The following is a 26,179-nucleotide window of genomic DNA, read 5'->3' on the forward strand; positions in this document are numbered from 1 at the left end:
AACCGGTTATTGTATTGTCAATCGATTTCAAATTAAGATTGACCGAACCATCGAAGAAGGCGGAGGTTTGGAAAAAGAATTGGGAGTAGGTAAGTATGATCGGAAAAATTCTCTTATGGATCGTTTTCTTTGCGTTCGGTATTCTCGCTTTTGTAACGGAACAAAACCACGGAACATTTGTAGTAAACGGTTTCTTAGAAGAGGGGAAATACGTAGTATGGTTCGTTTTTATTTGCTTTCTTCTGTATACAATCTATTGCAGTTGGCGTGAGAATATAATTCATAGTATTAGAAAAATGTTAAAGTTACACTGGGCGAGACAGATCGGGATCGATCTCTATCTAGGACTTGCCGTTTCTTTGTTTTTTATCTATTTAAACGAGGGTTCGATTTGGATGGTCCTTTTTTGGCTGGTTCCTACGATCTTATACGCAAACTTAGCGATCTTATTCTATTTGGCGATTCATTACGAAATGATTGTAAATCGATTTCTATCCTCTATTCTGAATTGACTTAAAAGAGAAACAAAAAGTTTTCCTTAGAATTTGAAAGCGGGGACGACTCTGAGAATGGCTCTTTGATTGAAGTGGAGATACGTAGAATTTTACTCGTGATTTTCATTTTCGTTCGGCAATAAAGACGTGCTAAAATAAGCGATAAAATCAAATTTTATTTTGATATGAATTTATAAAAAAACAGAATCGGTTTCAAGATGTTCATTCTTTTGTCAAGTCGGCATCAATTTCACTTTGTAAGAGTGCCCGCGACTTCAAAATTGTGCTTCCTGTAAAGTCAGGACGCCGAATCGACATCGGATGTGATAAAAATATTCTTAAAAAGAATTCTTTTCAAAACCGCTTTTGATCTGCGTATCCTAAGACAAATCTTTCATTTTCGAATTCGATACTTTTTCGGAGAGAATTAATATTTCTTTTTTATCGAGCAAAAATGCAATTCTACCTAAGAGATCCTTAGTCTCGATCAGATCGAGGGAGTTAAAGTTGCTACGAAAGTATCGAATCCACAAAGATAAAGAAAAGATAAAAATCAAAAAGAGAATTCTATTTTTGATTTTTGCGGTCATACCACTTCTCATGTTTATGATTCTCATCTACGAGACTCAAAGGTTAGAGAGTGATCTTTATCGAATCGTTGGAATGAGGGCGCGCGCGATGCAGGACTACCTTCACCGCGTGAGTAATCAGAGTCGGGCCCTAGGGTTGTCGGTCACGGATTACATGGTTTATCACGAAGATTCCGCTCCCAATTCTCATATTCTTAAAAAGATGAAAGACTTTCCAACTCTCAATCGTTTTGGAATTTCAATAAATAAAGATTCCGAAAATGACGCGGCGTATGCGGGAACTCTCACGGCGGTAGGATCGATTCATAAAGTAAATTCTTCACTGATAAGGGAAATCGAAGCGGTTCTGAGTTTAGGCGGGCAGTTTGAAACTCTCGCCGAAAAACAGACCGAAGTCGTGTGGGTCTATTATCTTTCCGCTCAACAATTTCTTTACTTTACTCCGAAGGTCGGAAAAGCGGAGCATTTTCATTTTACGGACGAACTCTATGTGCGTCCGTTTTGGGTTCAAGCCGAACCGAAAGCCAATCCGGAAAAACGTCAGATCATAACCGAACTCTACGACGATATCAATGGAAAGGGATTGATGATTACGATCGCAGAGCCTGTGTATTATCATGATAAATTTATAGGTGTAGCATCGATCGATATCAGTTTGGATACGATGAAACAAATTCTCGAAACCGGGGACGTTATCGGAGAAAGTATGCTCATCGACGAACATAGGCACGTGATCGCGAAAACCGGAAAAGACGATCTTCAGGATTTACAAAAGATTCAAATTCCTGAGATTCCTTCGGAAATACTATCTAGAAAAGATCATACGTATTGGGCATCCTTTGAAGTTAAGGTCGGCGACGTCTATCTCGTCCACAGAATCGAAGTAATCGATTTCATTCTTTACATCTTAAAAAGTTTACTTCCGATTTGGGGACTTGTCTGCGCTTTGGCGGTCGTTTTGGTTTTGTATCTTCAGCTTCGGTCTTCCATCGAACAAATTTCAACTTTGATTCATACGGATCCTTTGACTGGCATTTCCAATCGAAGAGGATTTCTTAAATTAGCGCAGAAGTCTCTCGCAATCAGCAGCCGTCACGGACAAACCTGGACGATTTTGATGGTCGACATAGACCATTTCAAATCCGTGAACGATCAATACGGCCACGATGAAGGAGATAAGATTCTCGTAAGAGTCGCACAGATCTTGAGTTCTTGCGTTCGACAAACGGATGCTGTCTGTCGTTGGGGCGGGGAAGAATTTGCAGTTTTTCTTTTTGGAGCGAATCCTGAAGATTCGATCAACATTGCGGAGCACTTACGAAAAGAAGTTGAGAATAAGGTAGTTCTTCAAAATGGAAATTCGGTGACCTTAAGCATTGGGATCTCGGAAGGAAGGGGAGGAAAACACGGTTTGGAAGAATCTTTTTCTCACGCAGACCAAGCCCTCTATCGAGCCAAGAGCACCGGACGCAATCGGGTCTGTGTTTTTGATCCCATACATTCTTTTTGATTCAGATTATATCCTGGAGTGATAAGAACTCTAAGATGAGTTATGCTTTCTATCGTAGAAGGGAACTCACTCTATTGTACTGGTCTATCTGGTTGACAGTAAGACGTTAGCCAGATAGACAATTTTCAAACTCATTGATCTTTTTCAAAAAATCCATTCTTCCTAAAATCATCGTTTTCACTTCGTGATCCGAAGAACAGATGCAGAGTTGAAAAGAATAAATCCTTCCAACTCGCATATTCTTTGTTAATTGAATTCATCTTATAACGAGAAGGGATCTTCATCCAATTCTAGTTTAGAATCATCTTTGTTGATAGTTTACTAACTTGAACTGTCAATCAATCAGCTCCTATATCTCCATAGATAACCCTGTATCTATTTGGCCAATTTGCATTCATTGGCCAGGTAGATATTTTTTTAGGCTCGATTCTTTTTACAATTCAGATCGTTTCTAAAATTCTGTTGAGATTTTCTTTGCAGTCTTTCTAAAAGAGATCTCCGTTCTGAATCGGTTTCGGTTTCGAATTCTAATCTTGATTCCCATTCAAAACGTTTGAGTTATCGTCCTATAAAGCCGATTTGTTCGTTTTAAAATTTTTGTAGGAACTGCAACGAGGTTTTTTCTAAAGATAAACATGGTTTATCCATTTGAAAAATAGAAATCGGATATAAAAACCTAAGAATCTAGCTTTTATATCCGAAAGAAGTTAAAATTATTTTGTTCGACTTCAATTTTGTGAGTTGATCAATTTCCGAAATTCGCGAGGAGACTTCCCGGTAAATTTGACGCAGGCACGATGAAAAGAAGACGCCGAGTTGAACCCGCATTCCAAGGCGATCTGTAAAAGATTCATGTGAGATTTGTTTCTCAGATTTCTTTTTACGTCCTCGATTCGATTCATGTTTAAAAAATCGGCAAACTTCATAGACATGTGTTTGTTGATATAATACGAAGCCTGATGTGTAGAAAGACCAAGATAGGAAGCAAAGTCCGGTAGTCTCAATTCTTCATCCGCATAACCCCGGATTTCTAAGAATGTATGAACTCTTTCTTCGATCTTACTCAGCTCCACACCTTCTAAAATATTTCGGCTCGTTTCGGAAAGCGATTCTTCCTCGATGAGAAAGGGTGCGGGTTCATCCGAGAAATCCTGCAAAAGAAGAATTTCGTCTTCTTCCCATTCTCCATTGACTTTGCTGAAAAGAACAGGGTAGATTCTTTCGATCAAGGTCACGTAAGCCAACATGATTCCTGGAATGAGTTCCGAAAACAGAAGCATTTTTGTGGATTGCAAAATCGTTCCCGTAAAATCCAGAAACAAAGAAATCGAGATCATAAAACTGACAAAGGGGAAATGGAAGAATACTGGCTCTTTTCCTGTTTTTTTAATCGTATAACACGACCAGACGAAAGTATAGAACATGATACAAATTCCAATACCGTCACATAGACAGATGTAGACAACACTCGGCAGCGCAAAGGAAAGCGCGATGACAATGGGAAGAATTCCAAGCAATCGTTTACAATAGAACCACGGGTTTTCTAATTCTCCCAGTATGAATTTCATACAAATGAGAACCGCGGAACTTGCGTAGAGAACGAGTCCGAAATAAAACCCTAAAAAGATAGGATCTTTCAGAAGCCTTGGATCCGTTTCCTGCGGAAAGAGGATCTTGTTGTTCGCCATCAAAAAAATGCTGACGCTTAGTAAAATGGTCCCGTACGCTTTGTTGAATTCGTTTTCTTTCCCTCCGTAAAATCTGGAAATGGCCATGATCATTCCCGTCCCAACCCCTGCCGCGTGCGTGTAAAACAAATTTACTTCCGAAAAGACGGCAAAGGACATGATATCCGATAGGGTATTCAAGTTAAACATTCGATGCACCTCCTCTTTTATTTTTAAACATTAGCTTCCCAAAGTTTAACGCCCTTTGCGCTAAGATGCATCGGCAAATATAATTGAAAATTGTTGAAATTATAAAAATCAGAATATTCTATTTTAGAATTTAATTTAATCGGAAGTGAATTCCATAAATTATAGACTCGGAAGGTTTTTTTACCGTTTCCGGGAAAGGAAAGATTCGACCGGAAAGAAAATGTCCTGAAGAATTCTCAACTTTTCAGCTGAATGTCCCGAGCGGATTGATAGTGAATGATTCTCGGGCGCGATTCTCTAAATTGTTTCGGTGACATTCCTGTTTCTTTGAAAAAAGCCTTATAAAACGAAGAATTGGAATTGAATCCTACCGCGATTCCGACGGAAACCACCGAACGACTCGGGTCGTTGATCAGCATAGTCTTAGCTTCTTCTACCCGAAACCGATTGATGTAGTTGTTGAAATTAATTCCTAAATGGTTGTTGAGAAAAAAGGAAAGCTGGTGCACCGAAACTCCGAGTTCTTCCGAGAGATCCGGAAGTCGAATGTCTTCGTCTAAATAGATCCTTTCCTCTTTTACAATATGGGCGAGTCTTTCTTCGAGCGCATGAATATCGATATCGTGAAGAAGAGAACGTTTTACAAAATTCTTATTCGATTCTAAGTCCGAAAAGTCCATCATTTTTGGAAAACGAAGGGTCATAAAATAATAGAAAATCAGGACAAAGGTCGTATGAACACTGGAAAGGAGAATCAGGGATTTGTTTTCCAGGAGAATGCCTGCGATTTCCAAGGGAATACAGAGCGAAATGATCATCACTAAGAGTAAGATGATTCTAAAATTCGCTTTGGAGAGGAGGTAATCCTTATCTTTCCAGACGTTTACGATCGCAATTGCAAAGTAGGCTAGCACATAGAGATCCGTCATAAAGAGAAAAAACTCTAGTTCTTTGCTCTCCGGCTGTTCGTAGAAAGTGGCGATCGGAATCGCAAGAAGAAAGGGCCCCAAAAAATTCCAATAATAGAAAAGTGGAAGCTCGGCATATTTGCGAAAAATCATCGAAGAAATCAGAAAAACGAAGGTTCCGCTTGCGGCTAGCGCAAGAATGTCGATTAAAAACAAAAGCTTGGAGAGCCAAAGATGGCTTACCAAAAGCAAGCTGTCCTCATCGATCGCTTGAAAGATCGCCGTCAAAATCAAAACATACGATATCAGATAATCGATTTGTTTTTTCGCTCGAATCCAATTCCCAACTCCGAGAATCAGGGCAAAGCCCGCGCCGAATCGAATGAGACTGATTAGAAAAGTCTCATTTAAAATAAAATCTAAACTAATATTCACCATAACTCTTCATGTTTTCTTTTAATATTTTTTGATTTCTTTGTATGAAAAACTAAAACGTATCTTTTATAAAATCAAAATCGATCGAATTCTAATTTTTGAAAAGAATAAATTAAATTTTAAAACGAATTCTATTTTCTTCCTATTAAAAATAGTTCATTCTATTATGAAAATAAAATATCTGCGTTTCCGTTATAAATTACAATATAAAAAAATAATATTACAGTTTCATTGTTCCATGATTTGTTTCTATATAGAATTTATCAATTTGTCGTAACAATGAACATCGATTCTTAATAAATATTTCATTTCAAAACATAGAAATTACTTTTATTGATTCTGATTATAATGTGGAAGCTAGCGTTTTTAAAAGATGACGATTTAAGTTTTAATCCGAATTGAATTCTCTTTATCAAATCGATCAAATGGGAAGAGAAAGGAACGTTATTTCATCATTCAACGGTGGAAGTTGAAAATGAGTCGTTTTAAAATTTTCGTTTCTCCGTCTATCTGGATTCTGAAGAAGTAAAATGGGAGTAGGAAAGAATCTACGCGGTAGGCTCTTGTTTGGCCCTGAGATTCCTTTTTTCAGTCAGAACCAAGAAGAATTCTCGCTTCAGTTTATCTTTTGGAGAGTAAATTTAGGTTCGGGTGCCATAAGTTTCTTTTTAAGAATTTGATTTCACAGATATCACATTCCAAGATTTCTCATCGGAGAATGGATTTTAATTTTCTAAGGAATCGAAATGGATTTCTGATAGAAAATTCTAATTCCTGTTTTTACAACGGGGTCCATCCGATTCTGATTTGCTTATTCCTTAGGTTATAAATTGAAAGGAAAGAAGCTGATCTTACTGTAAAATCTCAGTATGCTTTCTCGATTTCATGATATTCCGGTGGATCGCGATCTCGACTCTCGGACCTACAGCTACGCGTTGTACAACTTCGGAGGAGATCTTCTTTATTCGGATTCGGATTACGATTCCCTTCGGAAATTGGATCCGAAATTGAACCGAGCGATTGAGAGATTTTTGGAATACGGAAATATCTACGCGCACGGATTGGGGATTCGAAAATTGAGGAAGGAGCGTCGGATTCAATTGATCGTTCGCTCGGCTTTGGATCGGGTTTACAAAATTGATTTTGAAATCAATTCTAAGAGCAAGGTTGTCTTCGTTCACATCGAATCCACGACACAAGCTTCTATCAATTCCGAGAAAAGCCGTATGCAGAGGTTTCGTTCTTTGCGAAACAGTTTGCTTCGTTCTCTCAAGCTGCAAAGCACCTATTTTTATCTCGTAAATATTGAAATTTACAATCATCCCTTTTTGCATCAATTTGAGAATCAGATCTACGAGGCTGTCTTTCTGGATTTGCACGCGGAATTTCTGACGATCACGAATTCTCAAAATCTCGGCTTTCGAGTTTCCCAAAATCAGATTTTCTTTTCTTATCAGATCAATAAGCCGGACGTGGATATCAATTGGATTCCTTCTAGTCTGATATCGTATATGAAAAACACGATTCAAGTGGAAGGTTACGAATTTCATCTCAAACTTTCGATCGGAGGATATCATACGGTAGAACCGGATACCACTCCGCTCGAGATTCTTAGAGGGCTCCGGAGCAATCTAAATCAAGTGATCGAATATCCCTTCAGCCGGTATGCAACCGAAAGTCAGAATGATTCCTCTCAGATGATCGCGACGTATCTGTCTTTGAGAAATTCGGTTCACAAAAAAGAACTCTTTCTTCAGTATCAACCGATTCTTTCCGCGGAAACAAAAACTCTGCATTCTTTAGAAGCGCTTTCTCGTTGGAATCAAACCGAAAAAGGAATGATTAGTCCGGATATTTTTATTCCTCTCGCGGAAGAATCCGGTTTGATCAGTTCCATAGGGTCTTGGGTGATACACAATGCGTTTCGTGATTTTACCGAGTTCAAAGGAAAAAATCCTTCTTCGAACTTTATCGGGTCGATCAACGTTTCTCCATTTCAACTTAAGAATCCGGAATTTGCAGATAATCTTATATTCTATTTTTCGAAACTAAATTTATCTCCGACCTCGATTATTTTAGAGATTACGGAAAGTCGATACGAAGAGACTCCTCTGATTATCGAGCAGATGTCGATCCTTAGAAAATTCGGTTTCCAGATTGCGATCGATGATTTTGGAGTTGGAAATTCTAATTTTTCAAGAATTGAAAAAATCGAAAGCGATTACGTAAAATTAGATAAAAGTTTGATCTTGGGTACCGACTCGAACCCGAGTAAAAGAAGTGTTCTCAGGGCAATCTCACAGGTTTTACTTTCTCTCGGTAAAAAAACCGTCTTTGAAGGAATCGAAAATTCGACCTTGGAAAAAATCGCAATCGATTGCGGCGCCAATTACCTGCAAGGATTTCTTTACGGAAAGCCTTCGAATCTTTACGATCTTCCTTTTTTAACTCTTTCCAATTCAAAGTAGAAATCTTCTCGGACCGAACCGAAAAGGCTTTGACAAAATCGTCTAACGTATCGATCTAGATTTTAAGAATCTCGTCTACTCATTGTTAAACGAAATCTGAAATAGCGCATTCTTCTTGTTCATTTTGTAAATGTATGGGAGCCAATAATAAAAAAGTGTTCCTTTTATAGAATGCGGGGAATGGTTTTTGGAAACTAGATATACTCAAAAATCAATGAGCTTTGAATTGAAAATTCCATAGAATCTAATTTGCCGCTCATTTTCGTAATCAGAATACATAACGCTTTTTAGGGAACGTAAGTTTTAAGATTCGGATTTCAAAATTCTCCCTTTGGAAGCGTGTGTAAGAGATTCAAAAATTAAAGGTTGTGTGAGGGAGCAAATGCAGGTTAGCAACGAGTTTGTTACATTGGATGTGCAGGGAACGTCGACAAAAATAATGTGGATCAAACTCTCCGGCGTCGTTGACAATCGTTCCATCATGAATGTTCGAGACGTGATCCTATCGATTTTAGATGATTTTTCCGGAATTTACATTTTAGATTTGAATCGGATTGAAAACGAAGAATTTCCTAATCTCACAAACTTTCGAAAGATGATTGCCGATTCCATTCGGATCAATCAAAACTGTATTCTTCTTTCCGAGAGCAAAAGGTTGGAATTGTGGATCGAAAACTACGCGATTTTTAACGGGACCTATCTTGCAAAAAATTCGGAAGAATTGAATCATCTCCTCAACCACAAGATAGAAGAAGATCGTTTTCTTGTAAATGCGTCTTCAGAGGAACCGGACATTCGATTGCATTTAGACTATCTGATTCAAGACGGCACTTGATAGATGGATGCGAGTTTGTATTCTTATTTTTTGTTTTGATAAAATTAGAAATTTTGAATGCAGTTGAAGAGTTTTGAGACTGGAATAAAGTCCGGCCTACTGCTCGGTTCTGAGAGTAGGCGATTTCTGTTTTTTTATTTTGTATTTTAGTAAGTCAGCCCCTTGTCTACGGCTGCGTCTAAGTCGATTGTCATCGCAATCAGCTTGTCCAGACGTGTAAGCTCGAAAATTTTCATGATAGAGTTCGGAATCGAATAGAGAACCAACCCTCCCTTTGCCTGTTTCATCAATCGGGCCTGTGTGCTGATCAAAACCGCCAAACCGGAAGAATCGATATGTGTCGTTTCGGAAAGATCCAGAAGTAGGACGGTACTTCCGTCGTCGATTTTTTCGGAAAAAAGGTCCTTCAATTTCTTGGATGAGAAAATGTTAATTTCTCCCTTGGCTTTGATGACGCTGATATTTGGTTTGAGTATGTGAGTTACGTGAGAGTTTGTTACGACCTCTACGGAAAGTTCATCTTTTGAATTGTTAGTTGTTTCCATTGTATGTTCCTAAAAGTTGATATTGATTTTCATTTCGATTTTTTGATCTTTCCCAAGCGCCGGTTCTAATGGACGCTCCGTTTCTTGAAATAACAACTCGTAAGTGATCGGGAAAGTTAACAGTGTCGTATTAAAAATATAGCTGAATGCCAACGAAAGTATAAAGATTTGGTTGAGTCGTTTGTGTTTTTGAAACTCTTCGTTTCCGGATTCGAGCCAAAAAATAGATCCGTTTCCCTCCGGGATGAGAGTCGGCGGCTCGGAGTTTGCCTTTCTGGCGGCTAAGAATTCGTAAAAGGCTCCCATGGCGAAGAGGGCGGTCAAGCCCATCAGAGTGTATCCGGATTTACGATGTCCTTGATTCTTGAGATAATACCCTGGAATTAGGTAATCGAGGAGAGTCAAGGATTGGTTGTTCGAACTTTTCTCAGGTTCTTTTTTAGATTCTTCTTCAAGAACGTATGTCAGAGCTAAAATTTCTTTTTTTAGAATTTCAACGGGCGCACCGGAAGATTCTTCTTGGACGAGGATGGATTCTCCGTTTATCTTTTTGATTTTGGATAAGATGTTTCCGTTTTGTTCGGAAGAGATTAGAATCCTAAATCCGGTTTGGGAAAGTTGTTCTAATATTTTAGTGGAAGGTTCTTCGATTGTTAGATCCATTAAGTCTTGTAAAGAAATTCTCAGATATCGATTGTTTTCGTCCATGTAGTAGACGGTTTGAAAATTTAGTTTGAGTAGTTTTAAGCCGCATTTTTTTTTGAGTTCGATTTTGGGAGTGAAACAAAGGCGGTTTCCCGTTTCTTCAAAGAAAAGTTCTAAGATATCTTTTTTTTCGATCCTTCTTTCTATTCCGTCCGTGATAATCACGATATGATCGTTGTGACCTTCGGTCTCTTTCCATTCTCCCGTTACAACTTCTCCGGATTTTAAGATGACTCGATGTGCATTCAGTTGTGCAGTTATAAAAGAACAAAAAAGGAGGAGCACGAGAAGGCGTTTCATTTTGATAACTCTATTGTAATCGGAGAAGTCAGATCGATTTTCTTTTGTGATTTGTTTTCGATGAGAGTGATGGATTGATCGTCTTCAAAGATAGCCTTGAGAAAGGGGGTGATCTTAGAATCCTTTACAAATTTAAGTTTAGAATTTCGAACCGGCTTTTTATCCAGTGTGATGGATTGAATCGTGTAGGTCGGCAACGTGATCGGAAAATGTGTGGAAAAAAGTTTTGTTCTGTCTCCGTCGATGAGAATCCGTTCTCCATAAACGGGTGCGGCGTCGGTAAAGTGAACCGCGATGTAGTTTCGGACCTCAGCGGCCTTGGCTTCCTCTTCCGCTTTTTTTAAGAACGCCTCCGAATTTGCGATCACTTCCTGGATTGGAGTTTTTAAAACTTCTCTGGAAGAATCGGATTCTTTTGTATTTTTCGGTTCTTCTTCTACGTGTTTCAGTTTTTCTGCGGAGGTTCGGATCGCGCTGGCTTCGGAAATATCTCCGAGTCGTTCCGCATTCTTATCCGATATTTTTGCGATTTCACTTCCGGCGTTGTAGTAGTGACCCAACATCAAAAGCCGACGGTTGGCCTTGATCGCAATTTCCTTGTCTTTGTCTGAAAAAGCAAGCCTCGCGTATTCGGTGATCGCGTCGTTTTGATTTCCGGTCTTTTCGAGAGAATACCCCCGGAGGTATCTCATCTCAGCCGAATTCAGATCGGTCTTTGCGATTTCTTCTAAAACCTTTGCGTAATTTCCCTTTGCAAAGAAGGCGCGGATTTTCGCTTCCGGACTTTCAAAATTGGCTTCGATTTCTTTTGTGTTCTCTTTGGATTTGAAGATCACGCCCATCAAGATTTCCGCGTCGTTTGCAAAGCTGCTTCCTGAATTGTCTTCCAGAACTTTCTTGAGATCGTTTAAGGCCGCGTCCAATTCTCCTTGAGCCGCCAGACAAAATCCCTGGTGCAAAAGGATGAAGCCGCTTTCTTCGCTTCCTTTCGGAAACAAAGGAAGCGCCGTCGAGTAAGCGTTGTATGCGTCCTTGTAGGCTTGATTTCTTTCGAGACGAAAGGCCAGTTCTAACGCGCGGATATTGGAAGAATTGAGTTCAAAGTGAATCGGAGGTTTTCCGGTTATAAAACGAACCGAGTTGATCAAACCCGAACCCAGATTCTGCCAGAAGTTTGTCTGAAACGAATGGATTTGATCGCTTTCGATGAGGGAACTCTGGAGATTGTTGAGATTCATCTCCGCGCGCAGATTTTCTTTATTGGAAAGAATACTTTCGAACTTGGATCTCAAAATGTCGCTGGAGAAAGAAAAATTCAGAACCTTTCTTTTTTCAAGAATCACCTTGAGCTCGAAAAGTTTCGTATCGAGAACGATCAATCCGAAACATAAAATCACCAGAAAACCGATGATCGCGATAAAGGCGCTCTTTTTCATATTAAGAAATCTCTAATATTCCAAAAGTAACGTCGTCCGGAAAACGATCCGCGAAGGAGTGAAGGTCCGCGTTTAATCGAGACATCAATTCTTCCGAAGGAAGTTCTGCGTATTTCTGAAAGGTTTCTAAAAGACGATCGTCTCCGAACTGTTCTTTGGCGGGGCTCTCGGCGTCCAAAATGCCGTCGGTGTAAATGAGAATCTTATCTCCGGGCTCCGTTTTGATTTTCAAAACCTGATAAGGATCGGGAATTCCGATTCCTAAAACGAATCCGGTCGAGTTTAAGGAAAGAATTGTTTTTTTTGATTTTCGGAAGTAATAGATCGGGTTGTGGCCGGCGCTACAGAAGTAGGCGAATCCTTCTTTTTCAAAAAGAAAAAAGATCCCCGTCGCAAAAAAAGTTCCCTGTAAGGTTTCAAAAAGATTCTCACTGAGTCGATTGAGAATTTCTGCGGGATTGATCGTTTCTTTTAGGATGTCCAACATATTGTAGTGAATGATGGACGTGATCAAGGCGGCCGAAACTCCGTGTCCGGTCGCGTCTGCTAAGAAGAACGCAGTGCGGTTTTCGTTGATTTCGATGATGTCATAGATATCACCGCTCACTTCCCGCATCGGTTTGTAGTGAATTTCCGCGCGGATCAGATGAAACTGTTTTCGTTTTCCGGGAAGAAAACATTCCTGAACGTTTTTTCCGATTTCCAGCTCGGTCTGAATCTGAGTATTTTTCAGATGAAGCGCGTCAAACTGAGATGCGATTTGTTCCGCCATTCCGTTAAACGTATTTCCTAAAACGTCCAACTCGTCCTGTGCGTTTTGTTTCCAAGAAACTCTCGCTCTTAAATCTCCCGTCGCCATCGTTTCACTCACTTCTTTCAAAAGAAAAAGGCGGATAAAAATTTTACGGTAGAGAAAGATTCCGAAAAAAATTTGAAACGCAAAACCCCAGATGAGTAGAAGTCCGAGTTGGATATAAAGAGAACGCAGTCGATCGATCATCTCCCGCATTTTGATTTCGGTAATCAAAAATGTCTTTGGATTGAGAAAAAAAATCAGATGTACGATAAACTGATCCGTGTCCAGTTCGATATCGTAAGAAGTATTGAGCGCGGCCTTGGCGCTGGAAATTTTACTCAGCTTGGATTTGAGATCGGAGAAGGGGGAAACCGCTCCGTTGGAAAGAAGGGTCCGCGTCTTTCCTAAGGAACTGTCTTCGATTTCAAGGACTGAAAAATTGCTGAGACCGATGCTAAAAAGTTTACTCTGAAACTCGTCGATCTGAGAAGAATTTTGATAATCGACATTGCCGAACGATTCTATCTTTTTGAGAATTTCTCTCGCGACTCGATCCGATTCCAGAGTAAAATTCGAAATCAAAAGATCCGTTTGATTTTCGAAAATCATAACCGCGACAAACGTGAGGTTTACCACGGTTAAGATCGTATAGATGACGATAATCTGTAATCGAAGAGATTTCTTCATGATCAAGATAGATTATCGTTTCTCTACATTCAAAAATCATTGCATGCTATAAATTGGCCTCTTTTGTTTTCGTTGGATCCGATGCAAAGTTTACTCCGTTTCTGCGGTCAGTTCTTGCACTCGATTCTTACCTAAGAACCAATAGTAGAGAGTAGGAACCGCAAATCGACTGAGAATCGTCGCAGCAATTTCTCCGAAGATCAAGGAGACCGCGAGTCCTTGAAAGATCGGATCCAAGAGCATGATCGCACTTCCTACGACGACCGCGGACGCAGTCAGAAGCATCGGACGAAATCGAACGACACCCGCGTCGATCACGGCTTGTTTGAGAGGTTTTCCAAAACGAATTTCAGATTCGATAAAGTCCACGAGAATGATCGAGTTTCGAACGATGATTCCCGCGCCGGCGATAAAACCGATCATCGAAGTCGCGGTAAAATACGCTCCCGTAAACCAATGTCCCGGCAAAATTCCGATCAAAGAGATCGGGATCGGAGCCATGATGATCAACGGTAGGAAATAATTTTTAAACCAACCGAGCACAAGAACATAGATAAGAATCATCACAAGTGCAAAGGCTCCTCCCAAATCTCGGAAGACTTCGTATGTGATAAACCATTCTCCATCCCATTTTACAAAAATCTGATCGGTGTTCCGCGGAGTTTCCGCGGTCCCGGTCGGATAAAGAATTTTCGGAGCCAATTTAAGAATCCCGTAAACGGGAGCTTCCTCTTCTCCGTAAAATTCGCTCGTCACGTATTCGACCGATCTCAGGTTCTTTCTGTTTAACGTAAGATTCTCGCGAACATAAGGATTCTTTAATACACTTTCTGACGGGATGGATCCGCTTTCCATCGAAGATACCGTTATCGAATGAAATGGATTTTGAGAAGAACGAATTTTATCCGATACGGAAAGATCCACCGTGATCTCCTCGGGATGAATCGCCTCGGATAAGGAAAGAATCGGAGTTTCCGAAAAAAGAAACTGTCCGTTTCTTGCGATCGTTTCCGAACGTACTCCCAAAACTCCTCCGAGGTTGGAATCGAAAGGATAAACGATCTTCGGTCTTCCCGGTCGCAGACTCGAATCCAAATCGATAACCCCTTTTTGTTCGGAAAGAATTTTATGAATTTCGAATGCTGTTTTCTTGCGTTCCGTTTCGGTGGGTCCGTAAATTTCTGCGACAAAGGTTGCAAGCACGGGAGGGCCCGGTGGAATTTCCAAAACCTTTGTGACCGCGTTTTCCATTCTTCCGAAGTTTGCGATCTCTTCCCGCAAAGATTCTATGATCTCGTGACTTTTGACAGAGCGGTGTTCTTTGGATTTGAGAACGACGTGAAGATCGATCTGCCAATCCGATTTTCTAAGAAAGCTGTGTTTTACCATTCCCGAAAAGGAAAAGGGCGCAGCTTCTCCGCCGAAGATCTGCACTTTTTCTACATTCTCATTCTTTAATATTCCTTCCGCGAGAATTTTGGATCGATCGACGCTTTTTGTAAGAGGAGTTCTCGGATCAAAGTCGATCAGAACTTGAAACTCGTCCTTATCGTCGAAAGGAAGCATCTTTACTTTTACGGCTTTGAACGCGACCAAAGACGAGGCGAGTAAAAGAAGTCCTACGATCCCGGCTCCGAATTGAATAGAATGAAGTTTTGACGCCAGTAACCAGTTTACGACTCGAATGTAGATCCGATCCAATTTGGAAATTTTTTCTTTCTCGGAATGTGAGTGGGTCGTTTTTAAAAGACGAACGCTGATCCAAGGAGTGACGATAAAGGCGACCAATAAGGAAAGAATCATCGCAAGACTCGCGCCGACCGGAATCGGTTTCATATACGGACCCATCAATCCTCTCACGAACGCCATCGGAAGAATCGCCGCGATCACCGTAAAGGTCGCGAGAATGGTCGGGTTTCCCACTTCGGAAACGGCGGCGATCGTAGATTCTAAGATACTACGTTTTGGATTTTCTTTTAGATGTCGTTCTATGTTTTCGACCACCACGATTGCGTCGTCGACCAAGATCCCGATCGAGAAGATAAGAGCGAATAACGTGACACGGTTGAGTGTGTAACCCAAAAAATAGTAGAGTGCGAGAGTCAGAGCCAAGGTCACCGGAATCGCGACGGATACGACGATGGAAGCGCGGAAGCCCATCCAGAGCGCGATGAGAATACTCACCGAAACCGTGGCGATCATAAGGTGTTCGATCAATTCTTTGGACTTCGCGTCCGCTGTGGATCCGTAGTCTCGGATCACGGACATACGGACGTCTTTGGGGAGATTCTTACCAAAACTTTCAGCTCTATCTAAGAGTTCTTTGGAAAGAGGAACTACGTTAGTTCCCTTTCTTTTGGAGAAGCTGATCGTGACCGAGTCTCGGGCTTTTCCGTCGATCGTCTTGTCGTAGAGAACGGATTCTTTGTTTCTTTCCTGTGGGCCTTCTAAAATTTCAGCGACGTCGGAAACTCGGATCACACGACCTCCGCGTTGTGCTACCGGTAGAGAACGTACGTCCTCTAATTTGGAAATTGTGGTTCCGACTTCGACGTCGTATTTTTTTTCCTTCCCCCAGTTCTGACCTACGGGAAGAAACGTATCGTTGAGTTTTAAAGAATTAGCGATTTCATAGACGCTGATTCCGGAACGATTCATTCGAAGCGGATCGGCGATGACACGAATCGATTTTTTTCTTCCGCCTAACAGTTCTACTTTGGAAAGGTCGGGAGTTCCGGAGAGTTCTCTCGCCAAAGGAGCGACTAACGTTCGCAAGGAATAGTCGTCTCTTTGATCGGAACTAAACGTAAGGGCCAAGAATGGAACGTCGTCGATCGTCAAGGATCGAACCGTCGCCGGCGTTACGTTAGGCGGTAATTCTTTCTGAACTTCCATGAGCTTGTGATGAATTTTAACCAGAGAAGGTTCCAACGGTTGACCGACTTCGAAACGAACCGTGACGATTGCGTTGTGATCCCCGCTCGCAGAGTAGACGTATTCCACTCCTTCCAATCCCCAAACCGCTCTTTCGACGGGCTCCGTAACCTTGCGTTCCACTTCGTAACGACTAAAACCCGGAGCCGCAAGTTGGATGTCGATCATCGGAACGGAGATCTGCGGTTCTTCTTCCTTTGGAGTAAGAAAGACCGCAATGATTCCTAAAAAAAGACTCGAGAAGATGAGAATCGGTGTGAGCTTGGAATGAACAAACGCGAGCGCGATTTTTCCCGCAAAACCTGTCTTATGAATTTGATTATCTTTCATCGGAATTTCCTTTTTTTGAATAGACGGAGAGTTCGCCTCGAATTCGTAGATATTCCGATTCGGAGGCGGTTTTCATTCTGAGAAGATTGACCATCGCAGAAAAAGATTCAGCGAGTTGAGGAGCTTGGATGGTTCCGTTGCTGAAAAGTTTTTGAGAAACCTGCAGTTGTTCTTCTTGGAGTCGAACGGATTCGTAGATGGAATTCAAATTTTCGGAAAGGGTTTTTTCTTGTTGAATGAGAATTCTAAAATTACTTTCTTCTCTGAGTCTGATTTCTTCCGATTTCTTTTTGGCTCCTTCCGCTTTCACTTTCGCTTCGTCTAACGCGCCTAAGTCGCTAGGGCTGAGAAGATTCATCTGCAAATAGATTCCCGCGTTGTACGAATTCGCGAAGTTGCGATTTCCGTCGTAAGCGTATGTCTCCGCGTAAGCCGCAACTTTGGGTAAGAATTTTGATTTTTCGGAATTCACGGATTCCTTTGCGCCGTTTGCGTATGCGGAATAAGCGTCCGCGAGCGGAGTGTGTCCCGACTCTTGTTCGGAAGGAAGAGGGAGATATTCTCCCACAAATTTTAGAAGCGTGTTTTTCTTCGGTTTAAAATCGGACGGAAGATCGACCGCTAGAAAGTGAAGCGTTTCTTCGGCGCTTTGTCGGAGAGTTTCCTGTTCTTTTTTAGAAATATCTAATATGAGTTGTAAAGACTTGAGAGCCAACGATCCGGAAAAACCCACGAGATTGGAACGGTTGCCGATTTGATAACGGTTGAGAAAGTCCGTAATCTTACGATGCAGATTTTCCGCGATCTTGTGGTTTTCTTCAGCTAAGAGAATGGATTGATAAGCGACGGCCGCATTGGAATATTCACGAAAACGAATATATTTTTCTTCCGATTGAACCGCGCTGAGTTTTTGTTCCTGAATTAAAGAAGCTGAAGATTTGGCGCCTCCTTCGTAGAGAGGAAGTTCGATTCCCAAGGTTCCTCTTGCGTAAGTCTGAGAGCCTGGGTTGTTGAGAGTGTCTTTTGCAAAAACGTTAGCCGTATTCGAATTGAAATTCGTGTAGGGTTGGTTGTTTGCGTCTAAAAAGTTCGAGGGTTGAGAACGGACGCTTGAGGTGGAAAAGTCGGACTGAGTAGCGGATCTTTGTCCAAGTTTCCCCATAAAATTCAGAGCCGGGTCGTTTGTTTGATAAGAACGGACGTCGGCGTAAACTTTTGGGAGCCAGTGTTTTTTGGCTCGATCCTTGGAGATTTCCGCCGCCTGAACTTCCAGGGCCTTCGATTTTAAGTTGGGAGCTTGTGTTTGAATTCTCGACCAGACTTCCGAAAATTCAAGAATACTTTCCGCTCTGACATCACCCAAAAAGGGTGAGGCCAGAAATGAAATGAGAATCGGAAGAACTCTCAAAAAGGATTTCATATATTTCCTTCTAAGGTTTCTCTTAGAGAGGGAATTCGGAATCCTTTCAGAATCCAAGACATCGGACAAAATCCTGAAGTAGCAAAAAGGACCATGTTGAACCCGACGAGAAAATTCAAAACAAATCCCCAAGGACTTACAAAGAACCCTAAAGTAACTCCTATCAAAGATACGGTTCCACCGATTAAAAAAAGTAACCTTTCTCTGTACCAGCCGTTCATTCTGCTCTCCTTTATATACCCACCGGGGTATATGTTATATAGATATACCCATAGGGGTATATGTTTTTTAAAAGAAGAATTTTATTTTCTGAAAGTAAAAAGCCGAATATTGTGAATTAGGTAATAGAGAATTCCGATCAAATCGCAAAACTGAAACGTGGTTGTGAAGAAAAACTGAAATATTTCCCTGATTGTTACATCGCCGAATTTGAAGTCCCCCGATTCCAAACGGATTGTCACGGTGAACGTTTGCGAAAAAGAATTTATCCTCGATCGGAAAGAAATCTTTTACGGTTTCTCAAATGAGGAGAGTTGAACAAAAGCGAGGAGTAAAAAATGACAGGGAATGGCCGTTTTGAGACCAACTAGAGGCTTTTGTTTAGAGAAAAAAGGCGGCCTTGATGGCAGTCCGAATGTTTTCCATATTCGGTTTTTTCTTATTTTCCACGAGGCAACGATCCATATATTCTTGAACGTAGGCTTCTCCGAATTTTTTGATCGCTTGGCTCGCGGCTTTTAACAAAAGAAGCGTTTTCTCGCAATCCATCGAGTCGTTTAAAATACCTTTTTCGACCGCGTCGAGCTGGCCTTTGATTCTATGGATCCGATTGATGAGCAGTTTAGAAGTTTCTTCCGTCGCCATAACCATATACCATACGGGGTATATCTGCTGTCAATCCGAAATTGAGCATTCATTTTATGCTTCGAAGGATTGAAATCTTCGAAAAACGGTCAAACCTTGTTTGAAGAGACACTCTGAAAGACCGCGTCCACGATGATCGGAAGGTCGTCTAACGCCGAAATTTTTCCCGTAAGTTTCCAAGTATGCAGAACTCCTTCGTAACAGGCAAAAACGCGTCTCGCAAGAAGTTTTGGATCCGCGTTTTTAGAAACCAGACCTTCCTTCTGCCAATCCGCAAGATAAGAAGCTAGGATTTCGATTGTTTTCAGAGAAACCCTTTTGGCTTCTTCCGAAATGGCGTGAGAAGTGGAGGCGATCTGAGCAACCGTATTTGCCATCGGACAACCGGCAAACGCGCTGTTTCGAGTTTGTCTTCTTAAAATTTGGGTCCAAGCTCGAATGAACTCTTGAGGATTTGTAGATCTGGATTTTAATTTTTCCAAAAGGACGAGTTGTTCTTCGCCATAGAATTCGATATAGGCGCGGCCTAAATCGTCCTTGGATGGGAAATGATCGTAGAAACTGGCCTTTGCGGTTTTGGATTCTTGGATGATTTGATTGATTCCCGTATTTCCATAACCTTGGGATTGAAAAAGTCGAACGGCGGTTTCTAAAATTCTCGTTTTTGGTCCAAATTCTCTACTTGACATTTTTGATTCTCTTTGATTCAATAACAGACAGACTTGTCTGTTCGATCTCTTTCTTCTTTCATCAAATCAGAAGAAGGAAGAAAACGCAAGTCCAATTTGGAGTTTTTATGTCATCTACAGAAATCACTGAAACCGAATTTTTAAACATCTCCGGAGTTGCGACGAGCGTAGAAGAAGCCGTTCAGACACGTCACAGCGTCCGGGACTACGAATCAAGAGCGATCGAAGAAAGCGTTCTACAGGATCTCTTTCAAAAATCACTTCGAGCGCCGAGTTGGAAAAACAGCCAGCCTTGGAAGGTGCACGTAGTAAGCGGGGCGAGAAGGGATAAAATGGCAAATCTTCTCGTGGAAAGAGCGAAGAAGGGCGAGCCGGTTCCGGATACGATCTGGCCTTCCGCATTTCCAGCCGATGCAAAGAGAAGAATGTTCGATCTTGGGATGAAAATCTATGGTGTCGCCGGAATCGAACGTAAGGACAAAGAAGCAAGAGACAACTTTATGCTTCGTAACTTTGAATTCTTCGGAGCTCCTACGGCTGTCTTTATCACGACCGAGTTCGATCTGAACTTTTACATCGCACTCGATATAGGTTGTTATTTGAATACTCTTATGCTGCTTGCTCGAAGTTATGGTTTGGGATCGGTGCCTCAGGCCGCGTTATCCGCCTTTCCCGAGGTGGTAAGATCGGAGTTGGGTCTTTCCGAATCGGAAAAAGTTGTTTGCGGATTGAGTCTCGGATATCCAAAAGCCGATTCGAATCTCAATCGGTTTCACACACCGAGAGAATCTTCCGGAGACATCGTTAAGTTTTACTAAAGAAAAGATTCTCCCGTTAAAAATTTAAAACGGGAGAATCCGGTTTGTTCCGAAGAGCCGGGCTTCTCTTCTCCTCCCTTGTTTGGATTCTAAGATTCTATCTTTGAAACAATTTTTTTACCAATGTGTTTGGTGAGCGCGGATGTAGGGAAGGAAATGAGTTTTCTTTTTATTTCAAAACTCCGATTCTGGATTCAAGGAGAATCCTATGTCCGAAATTTTAGTGATCTTCACACTTCTGATTCTTTCTCCCTTGGAACTCAAGTTGATTAGCGAAAAGATCAATGCGCGAACCGGTGTTTCCGAAGGGAAATCCGAATTTCTTTTTGAGAATACCAAAGGTGGTTTTTCTTTTGTTGGAAATAAAATGAAAGAATTGAAAGGAGATGAACCTTCCAGGGACTGCGTCATCAATCTTTCCGAACAAGAAGGAGGTTTTTTGGGAAAACCGGTGAACAATTCTCCCAAAAATTTGGGTATAACCAAGGGACTCGATCACTTCACGTTAGCCGATCTTTGTAGAAAGGCATTTGTCAAAAAATAATTCTCAAACTTAAAAAACGAACTCAAAAAGAAAGACCGTCTTCGGTTGGAAAGAATAAGATGGTTTTACTCAAATCGATTTTTATCTTTACAATCCTCATTCTTTCCGAGACGGAGCTCAAACTGATCGGCGAGCAGATTGAAACAAACTCAACGATCTCAAAATCCGAAGGAAAGTTCGAATACACTTTTGAAAATTCGAAGGAGGGGGCACAAGCCCTTTCTCAAAAAATGAAGGAGCTCAGGGGAACATTTCCTTCGGACGAATGTATCATCAATTTTTCCCGGAGCGACGAAGGTTACTACGATAAGTGGGTTCGCGATACTCCGAAAAATTTCGGAGACACGGGGAATCTAAATCATCTTCAACTCGCCGATCTTTGTAAAAAGGCCCACGGAAAGGAATGATTCTGAGAACTTAAAATGCTCCCGGTTTTTTTAAAATGAAATTTACGCTGGTTTTGAATTGATTTTCCGGAGGAAAAAAAAAGAAAGATAGATCAAAGGTAAATCATTGCTCGGCATTTCCGTAATTCTATATTTATTGACTACGATTCTGATCGGCGCGATCGCTTCTCGTTTTGTAAGCGATTCGAAGGACTACGTTCTCGCAGGTAGGAGGCTTCCACTTTTTTTAGCGTCTTCCGCATTGTTTGCGACCTGGTTCGGTTCGGAGACGTTGCTCGGCGCTTCTTCCCGATTTGTGGACGAAGGAATTCTTGGGGTCATCGAAGATCCGTTTGGAGCCGCGCTCTGTTTGTTTCTTGTTGGTCTTTTTTTTGCGCGTCCCCTCTATCGAATGAACATTCTCACCTTCGGAGATTTTTATAAGAATCGTTTTGGAAGAAGGGCGGAAGTCGTTTCGAGTATTTTTATGATTCCTTCCTACTTTGGCTGGGTCGCGGCTCAGTTCGTCGCTTTGGGAATCATTCTTCATTCATTGACCGGTCTTCCTACTTCGACCGGAATTTTTCTCGGAGCCGGAGTCGTTTTGGTTTATACGGCGATCGGAGGAATGTGGGCGATCTCACTTACTGATTTTTTACAGACGATTCTAATCGTATTAGGACTTTCTTATTTAGTATGGGATCTAAGCGAGACGGCCGGCGGGATCGGAGTCGTTTTAGAATCCACAAAACCTGGATTTTTTAGGTTTGTTCCGGAGGCGGATCCGAAAAGCATTTTGACCTATATCGCGGCTTGGATGACGATCGGCTTGGGCTCGATCCCACAACAGGATATCTTTCAGAGGGTGATGGCTTCCAAATCGGAAAAGGTCGCGGTGTATTCTTCTCTCTTGGCTTCTTTCTTTTATCTGAGCATCGCCTTACTACCGTTACTCGCGGTTCTTTGTGCGAGGAAAGTTTATCCTGAAATCGCGGCCGGGGACGCTCAGATGATTCTTCCCAAAACCGTCTTGGCTCATACCGGATTGTTTACGCAGATTCTTTTTTTCGGGGCGCTTTTGTCCGCAGTGATGAGCACCGCGAGTGGTGCGATCTTGGCGCCGGCTTCCGTATTGGGCGAGAACGTTATACGCCCGTTCTTAAAAAATCCGTCCGAAAAATATCTTTTGAGAATATTAAGAATTTCTGTTGTAGTAATCACTTTGATTTCCTTAACGATGGCGATCGCAAAAAATAATATCTACGAACTCGTTTCTCAAGCTTCCGCCCTGAGTTTGGTTTCTCTTTTTGTTCCTTTGTTAGCTGGTCTTTTTTGGAAACGTTCCACGTCCACGGGAGCCGTCGCATCCATGATCTGCGGATTTCTTGTTTGGCTTTTCTGGAACCTCGGTTCTTTTGAAATTCCCGCTTCGATTCCCGGACTCTTCGCGAGTTGGCTCGCGCTTCTGGTCGGAGATTTTTTGGAAAGAAGAGGGTATGGATTTTCAAAGCAGGGGAACGAGAGAGAAGAATCGATTCCGGAGATGTAGGAGTTCCTACGAAATGCAGGGGAACTTTTTTCTTGCAAAAAGTATGATTTTGTGATATAGGAAAGTCTCCGGATTCTTCCCGCCACCCACCCCTCCACCCAAGATCAGGGCGGGGCCCGCGGCTTTCACAGAAAAATTGTCGGAACAAAGGGGTGATTCCCGATTACGAATTGGCCCGGCAAATGTATTCAAAATCTTTTTTCCTGAACGTTAAGAAAACTCAAAGGCGCTTTTAAAAAACTCTGTTCGTTTTCGAAGGAAGAAAAAATTTCCAGAATATTTTCTTTTCGTGCGAGGGTTCCCCGTCAAACTATGGTCAAATGCACTTTCGGAGAATTCCATGCCGCCCGTTTTAGACGATTCCATTGCCTTTGAGAGAAGACAGGAATCACAGACGAGATTTGGAGAAGCCTTTCAAGGACTCTGGATGGAGAACGAAATCAGTTTCGCCATCGCCGGGGGCGGATGTAAGGCCTTCTACGGATTGGGTTTTGGACACGAGATGAAATCCTGGGGATTAAAATTCCGGGAAGTTTCAGGAGTTTCCGCCGGAGCCGCGATGGTTCTCTGTTTGATTTGCGACGGAGAAGAAGAATGTGTGTCCTTCTTTGAAGCCATCGTAAGAAAAAATCCTCAGAACTTTTATCTAAGCCGTCTTTTCAAAGGGGAACGCGCTTTCCCTCACGAAGAAATGTATCGAAAGACGATTCGTTTTGGAATGGATTTTGAGAAGATTATGAAATCGGGAACAAAAGTTTTCATTCATACGTTAAGAGCCATTCCGAAGAGCGATTCTCTGAAGAATAAGTTTCGTCTTGCGAGATTGATCGCCGAAACCGCAAAGGCTTTTTTGGAAGACGAGAGAGATCGAGGAAGAGGGCTCAATACCGAAAGAATGCAAAGAGTTCTTAGGAATTGGAATATGAAAGAAATCTTATTTACTGAAAAAGATTTCGAGAATCCCGAGACCGTGGAGCAGATCATCCTAAATTCTTCTTCGGTACCTCCCGTTGTTTCCGTTCAGAGTCACGGAAAGGAATACTACTTCGACGGAGGACTTACAAACAACCTCCTCTTAGAAGCCTTTCCTCCCGACAGTAAGACGATAGGAATTTACTACGAGCCCACGACGATCGTAGGAAAGGATCCAAAACTTTTGGAAAGATGTTTTTTACAAACCCCTTCCGAACCTCTACCGATCACCTCCTTCGATTATACGGATCCGATCGGGGTCCGAGGCGCTTACGAACTCGGAAAACAAGACGCTCGTCTTCAAAAAGAAAAAATTTTCGAATATCTCAAGAGAGACTGGGCCAAAGCCGTATCTTCTCTCAAATCCAGATAGAATTCCTTCTTAAATAAAGTAGAATATTCTAAAATTCAAAAGTATTTTTTTAGAACCTCGCCTTCAGACGTCTCTTATCCGAATCTCCAATCCATTCCTCTCTCTGAGAAAATCAAACCTCCCTTTCTCGACGCTTTTCCCCTGGAGTTTGAAAAAACCCTTTTGAGGCGAATTCAAAAACGGGCTTCGCGTTCTATCTTTTGGGATTCAAAAATTGGGAAGAGGTTTTTTACGCGGACAAGAGAAACGAAGAGAAATTCGAGGGAAAGAAACATTCTTTTGAATTCAAATTGTAAGGAAAGTAAAAGTAAAAGTGTAAAACTTCAGGAATATGAAAAAATGAATTCAAAGAACATAAATGTGTCAGATTCTCCTTGACCGTATACTACATCGTTCTATTTTTTTCAAACCTTGGGACTGATGGGGCGAAGCTGTACAACGTGCCGGTCCAAATTTAACTATACAAATATTTAGTATTTTTTCATTCTTCCCTCATGCGTTTCTTGTTAGAAAAGAAGGGAAGATTCCTTTTAGTTCGGCATCCCTATGATCCGGAAGCCTTTGAGTTCGTAAGAAAGCTCCCGAAGGTCCAATGGGACCCGATAAGGAAACATTGGGTGCTTCCGTTTTCAGAGTCGACCTTAGAAGTTTTCCAAAAGTTAGATTCTTCGAAGGTAGAACTCAAGGGAGAATTGGAACTCCGGAGTTGGATCAAAGCTCTGCGGTTGAAGAATGCTTCCAGGAGAACGATTCAATCCTATTATTCAAACGTAATCTCACTTTTGAGATGGTCTGGGAAGAATCCGAAGGAGATCGAAAAGAAAGACGTCTTAAAGTTTCTCGAAGTTTCCTTTCTGGAAAAGCACTTGAGTGCTACCACCATTTCCTTAAGAATTCAAGCTTTGAATTCTTATTTTGGCATTCATCTCGGAAAACCTTGGTTTAAGAATCTTTCAAGACCCAAGAGAGAACAAAAACTTCCGGACATTCTTTCTACTTTAGAAGTTTATAATATTCTTACCGCACTTCCAAATCCCAAACATAGGCTTTTACTTTCTTTTTGTTACGCGAGCGGTTTAAGGGTGAGTGAACTCGTAAAACTGAGGCCCGAAGACATTGATGAAACGAGGATGAGCTTAAAAGTAAGGGAAGGAAAAGGGAAGAAGGATCGTTTTACGATGCTCTCTCAGGCTTGCGCCTCTCTCTGGAAAGAATTTCGTTTGGTCCATCCTTACGAAGAATGGGTTTTTCCCGGACAGGATCCGTCCAAACATATTCACATTCGAACTGCGGAGAAAATCTTCGAGATGGCAAGTAAGAAAGCCGGAATCAAAAAAAACGTGAGCATCCATGGCCTTCGTCACGCTTTTGCAACGCACCTTCTCGAAGCCGGCACCAACATTAAACACATTCAGTTTTTGTTGGGCCACAAAAGCGTTAGGACCACGGAACTCTACACTCGAGTCAGCCAAGTTCGCCTCACCCAAGTTGCAAGCCCTCTCGACCTTCTAAATCTCAAAAAGAATTAGGCGTTTATACGCCCTTCGGCTATTATAGCGTCTTTGGGGTTTTATACGAAGTTCGCCAGTGCTGATTTTATTTTACACTCAGATAGTTTGAGTTATCTGCCATGCCGCGCCCCTTCCATTATAGCGCCTGCCGTCCGTGGCAGGCGATTATCGATCTATTTGATTAAAAAGCTTTAGCATTTTTA

Annotated in this window: 21 protein-coding genes; 10 read left to right on the forward strand and 11 right to left on the reverse strand. The window is 41.6% G+C overall.

Annotated elements, in window-relative coordinates; translation table 11 throughout:
* Positions 1–95: 95 nt before the first annotated feature.
* Both A0128_RS20160 and A0128_RS20165 read left to right on the forward strand, forming a co-directional pair.
* A complete protein-coding gene (locus A0128_RS20160) occupies positions 96–512 on the forward strand; it encodes a hypothetical protein (protein WP_069609561.1) in 417 nt (138 codons plus the stop codon).
* A gap of 489 nt (positions 513–1,001) precedes the next feature.
* Positions 1,002–2,594, forward strand: a complete 1,593-nt coding sequence (locus tag A0128_RS20165; protein WP_069609562.1) for a sensor domain-containing diguanylate cyclase — start codon at positions 1,002–1,004, stop codon at positions 2,592–2,594.
* A 728-nt stretch (positions 2,595–3,322) separates the two neighbouring features.
* Here the strand turns inward: A0128_RS20165 and A0128_RS20170 are convergent.
* The gene (locus A0128_RS20170; protein WP_069609563.1) at positions 3,323–4,471 is read right to left on the reverse strand and encodes a helix-turn-helix domain-containing protein; all 1,149 of its coding nucleotides are present in this window, start codon (positions 4,469–4,471) and stop codon (positions 3,323–3,325) included.
* 236 nt (positions 4,472–4,707) lie between these two features.
* Positions 4,708–5,817 (reverse strand): AraC family transcriptional regulator, encoded by a 1,110-nt coding sequence (locus tag A0128_RS20175; protein ID WP_069609564.1) that lies wholly within the window; start codon positions 5,815–5,817, stop codon positions 4,708–4,710.
* An 866-nt stretch (positions 5,818–6,683) separates the two neighbouring features.
* On the opposite strand from A0128_RS20175, the gene A0128_RS20180 reads away from it, so the two are divergent.
* Positions 6,684–8,282, forward strand: coding sequence for an EAL domain-containing protein (locus A0128_RS20180; protein WP_069609565.1), 1,599 nt, complete (start codon positions 6,684–6,686; stop codon positions 8,280–8,282).
* 439 nt (positions 8,283–8,721) lie between these two features.
* Complete coding sequence (locus A0128_RS20185; RefSeq protein WP_069609566.1) at positions 8,722–9,117, forward strand: hypothetical protein; 396 nt, start codon at positions 8,722–8,724, stop codon at positions 9,115–9,117.
* Positions 9,118–9,263: 146 nt separating this feature from the next.
* Here A0128_RS20185 and A0128_RS20190 read toward each other — a convergent pair whose 3' ends face one another.
* The 9 genes from A0128_RS20190 to A0128_RS20230 all read right to left on the reverse strand — a co-directional run bounded on the left by A0128_RS20190 (position 9,264) and on the right by A0128_RS20230 (position 19,823).
* Positions 9,264–9,662 (reverse strand): STAS domain-containing protein, encoded by a 399-nt coding sequence (locus A0128_RS20190; RefSeq protein ID WP_069609567.1) that lies wholly within the window; start codon positions 9,660–9,662, stop codon positions 9,264–9,266.
* Positions 9,663–9,671: 9 nt separating this feature from the next.
* Positions 9,672–10,667, reverse strand: coding sequence for an LB_137 family protein (locus A0128_RS20195; RefSeq protein ID WP_069609568.1), 996 nt, complete (start codon positions 10,665–10,667; stop codon positions 9,672–9,674).
* Positions 10,664–12,103 carry a tetratricopeptide repeat protein gene (locus A0128_RS20200; protein WP_069609569.1) on the reverse strand — a complete coding sequence of 480 codons (1,440 nt, stop codon included), beginning with the start codon at positions 12,101–12,103 and terminating at the stop codon, positions 10,664–10,666. Before A0128_RS20200 ends, A0128_RS20195 begins: the two co-directional genes overlap by 4 nt.
* A gap of 1 nt (position 12,104) precedes the next feature.
* The gene (locus A0128_RS20205; protein ID WP_069609570.1) at positions 12,105–13,586 is read right to left on the reverse strand and encodes a SpoIIE family protein phosphatase; all 1,482 of its coding nucleotides are present in this window, start codon (positions 13,584–13,586) and stop codon (positions 12,105–12,107) included.
* Between the two features lie 90 nt (positions 13,587–13,676).
* A complete protein-coding gene (locus tag A0128_RS20210; protein ID WP_069609571.1) occupies positions 13,677–16,850 on the reverse strand; it encodes an efflux RND transporter permease subunit in 3,174 nt (1,057 codons plus the stop codon).
* Positions 16,840–18,270 (reverse strand): TolC family protein, encoded by a 1,431-nt coding sequence (locus A0128_RS20215; protein ID WP_069609572.1) that lies wholly within the window; start codon positions 18,268–18,270, stop codon positions 16,840–16,842. Before A0128_RS20215 ends, A0128_RS20210 begins: the two co-directional genes overlap by 11 nt.
* On the reverse strand, positions 18,267–18,491 hold the full coding sequence (locus A0128_RS20220) for a DUF2892 domain-containing protein (protein ID WP_069609573.1): 225 nt from the start codon (positions 18,489–18,491) through the stop codon (positions 18,267–18,269). The genes A0128_RS20215 and A0128_RS20220 overlap by 4 nt, the downstream gene beginning before the upstream one ends.
* Positions 18,492–18,870: 379 nt before the next feature.
* Positions 18,871–19,134, reverse strand: coding sequence for a metal-sensitive transcriptional regulator (locus A0128_RS20225; RefSeq protein ID WP_069609574.1), 264 nt, complete (start codon positions 19,132–19,134; stop codon positions 18,871–18,873).
* 89 nt (positions 19,135–19,223) lie between these two features.
* A complete protein-coding gene (locus A0128_RS20230; protein ID WP_069609575.1) occupies positions 19,224–19,823 on the reverse strand; it encodes a TetR/AcrR family transcriptional regulator in 600 nt (199 codons plus the stop codon).
* A gap of 107 nt (positions 19,824–19,930) precedes the next feature.
* Here A0128_RS20230 and A0128_RS20235 point away from each other — a divergent pair, with 107 nt between their 5' ends.
* The 6 genes from A0128_RS20235 to A0128_RS20265 all read left to right on the forward strand — a co-directional run bounded on the left by A0128_RS20235 (position 19,931) and on the right by A0128_RS20265 (position 25,994).
* Entirely contained in the window at positions 19,931–20,641 is a 711-nt protein-coding gene (locus A0128_RS20235; protein ID WP_069609855.1) for a nitroreductase, read from the forward strand.
* A 208-nt stretch (positions 20,642–20,849) separates the two neighbouring features.
* Entirely contained in the window at positions 20,850–21,185 is a 336-nt protein-coding gene (locus A0128_RS20240; protein ID WP_069609576.1) for a hypothetical protein, read from the forward strand.
* 59 nt (positions 21,186–21,244) lie between these two features.
* A complete protein-coding gene (locus A0128_RS20245; protein WP_069609577.1) occupies positions 21,245–21,592 on the forward strand; it encodes a hypothetical protein in 348 nt (115 codons plus the stop codon).
* A gap of 106 nt (positions 21,593–21,698) precedes the next feature.
* Complete coding sequence (locus tag A0128_RS20250; protein WP_069609578.1) at positions 21,699–23,120, forward strand: high affinity choline transporter 1; 1,422 nt, start codon at positions 21,699–21,701, stop codon at positions 23,118–23,120.
* A gap of 340 nt (positions 23,121–23,460) precedes the next feature.
* On the forward strand, positions 23,461–24,465 hold the full coding sequence (locus A0128_RS20260; protein WP_069609580.1) for a patatin-like phospholipase family protein: 1,005 nt from the start codon (positions 23,461–23,463) through the stop codon (positions 24,463–24,465).
* Positions 24,466–25,082: 617 nt separating this feature from the next.
* On the forward strand, positions 25,083–25,994 hold the full coding sequence (locus A0128_RS20265; RefSeq protein WP_245667276.1) for a tyrosine-type recombinase/integrase: 912 nt from the start codon (positions 25,083–25,085) through the stop codon (positions 25,992–25,994).
* The last annotated feature ends 185 nt before the right edge of the window (positions 25,995–26,179 follow it).

Origin of the sequence: Leptospira tipperaryensis, from assembly GCF_001729245.1 — a bacterium.
GTDB classification, from domain to species: domain Bacteria; phylum Spirochaetota; class Leptospiria; order Leptospirales; family Leptospiraceae; genus Leptospira; species Leptospira tipperaryensis.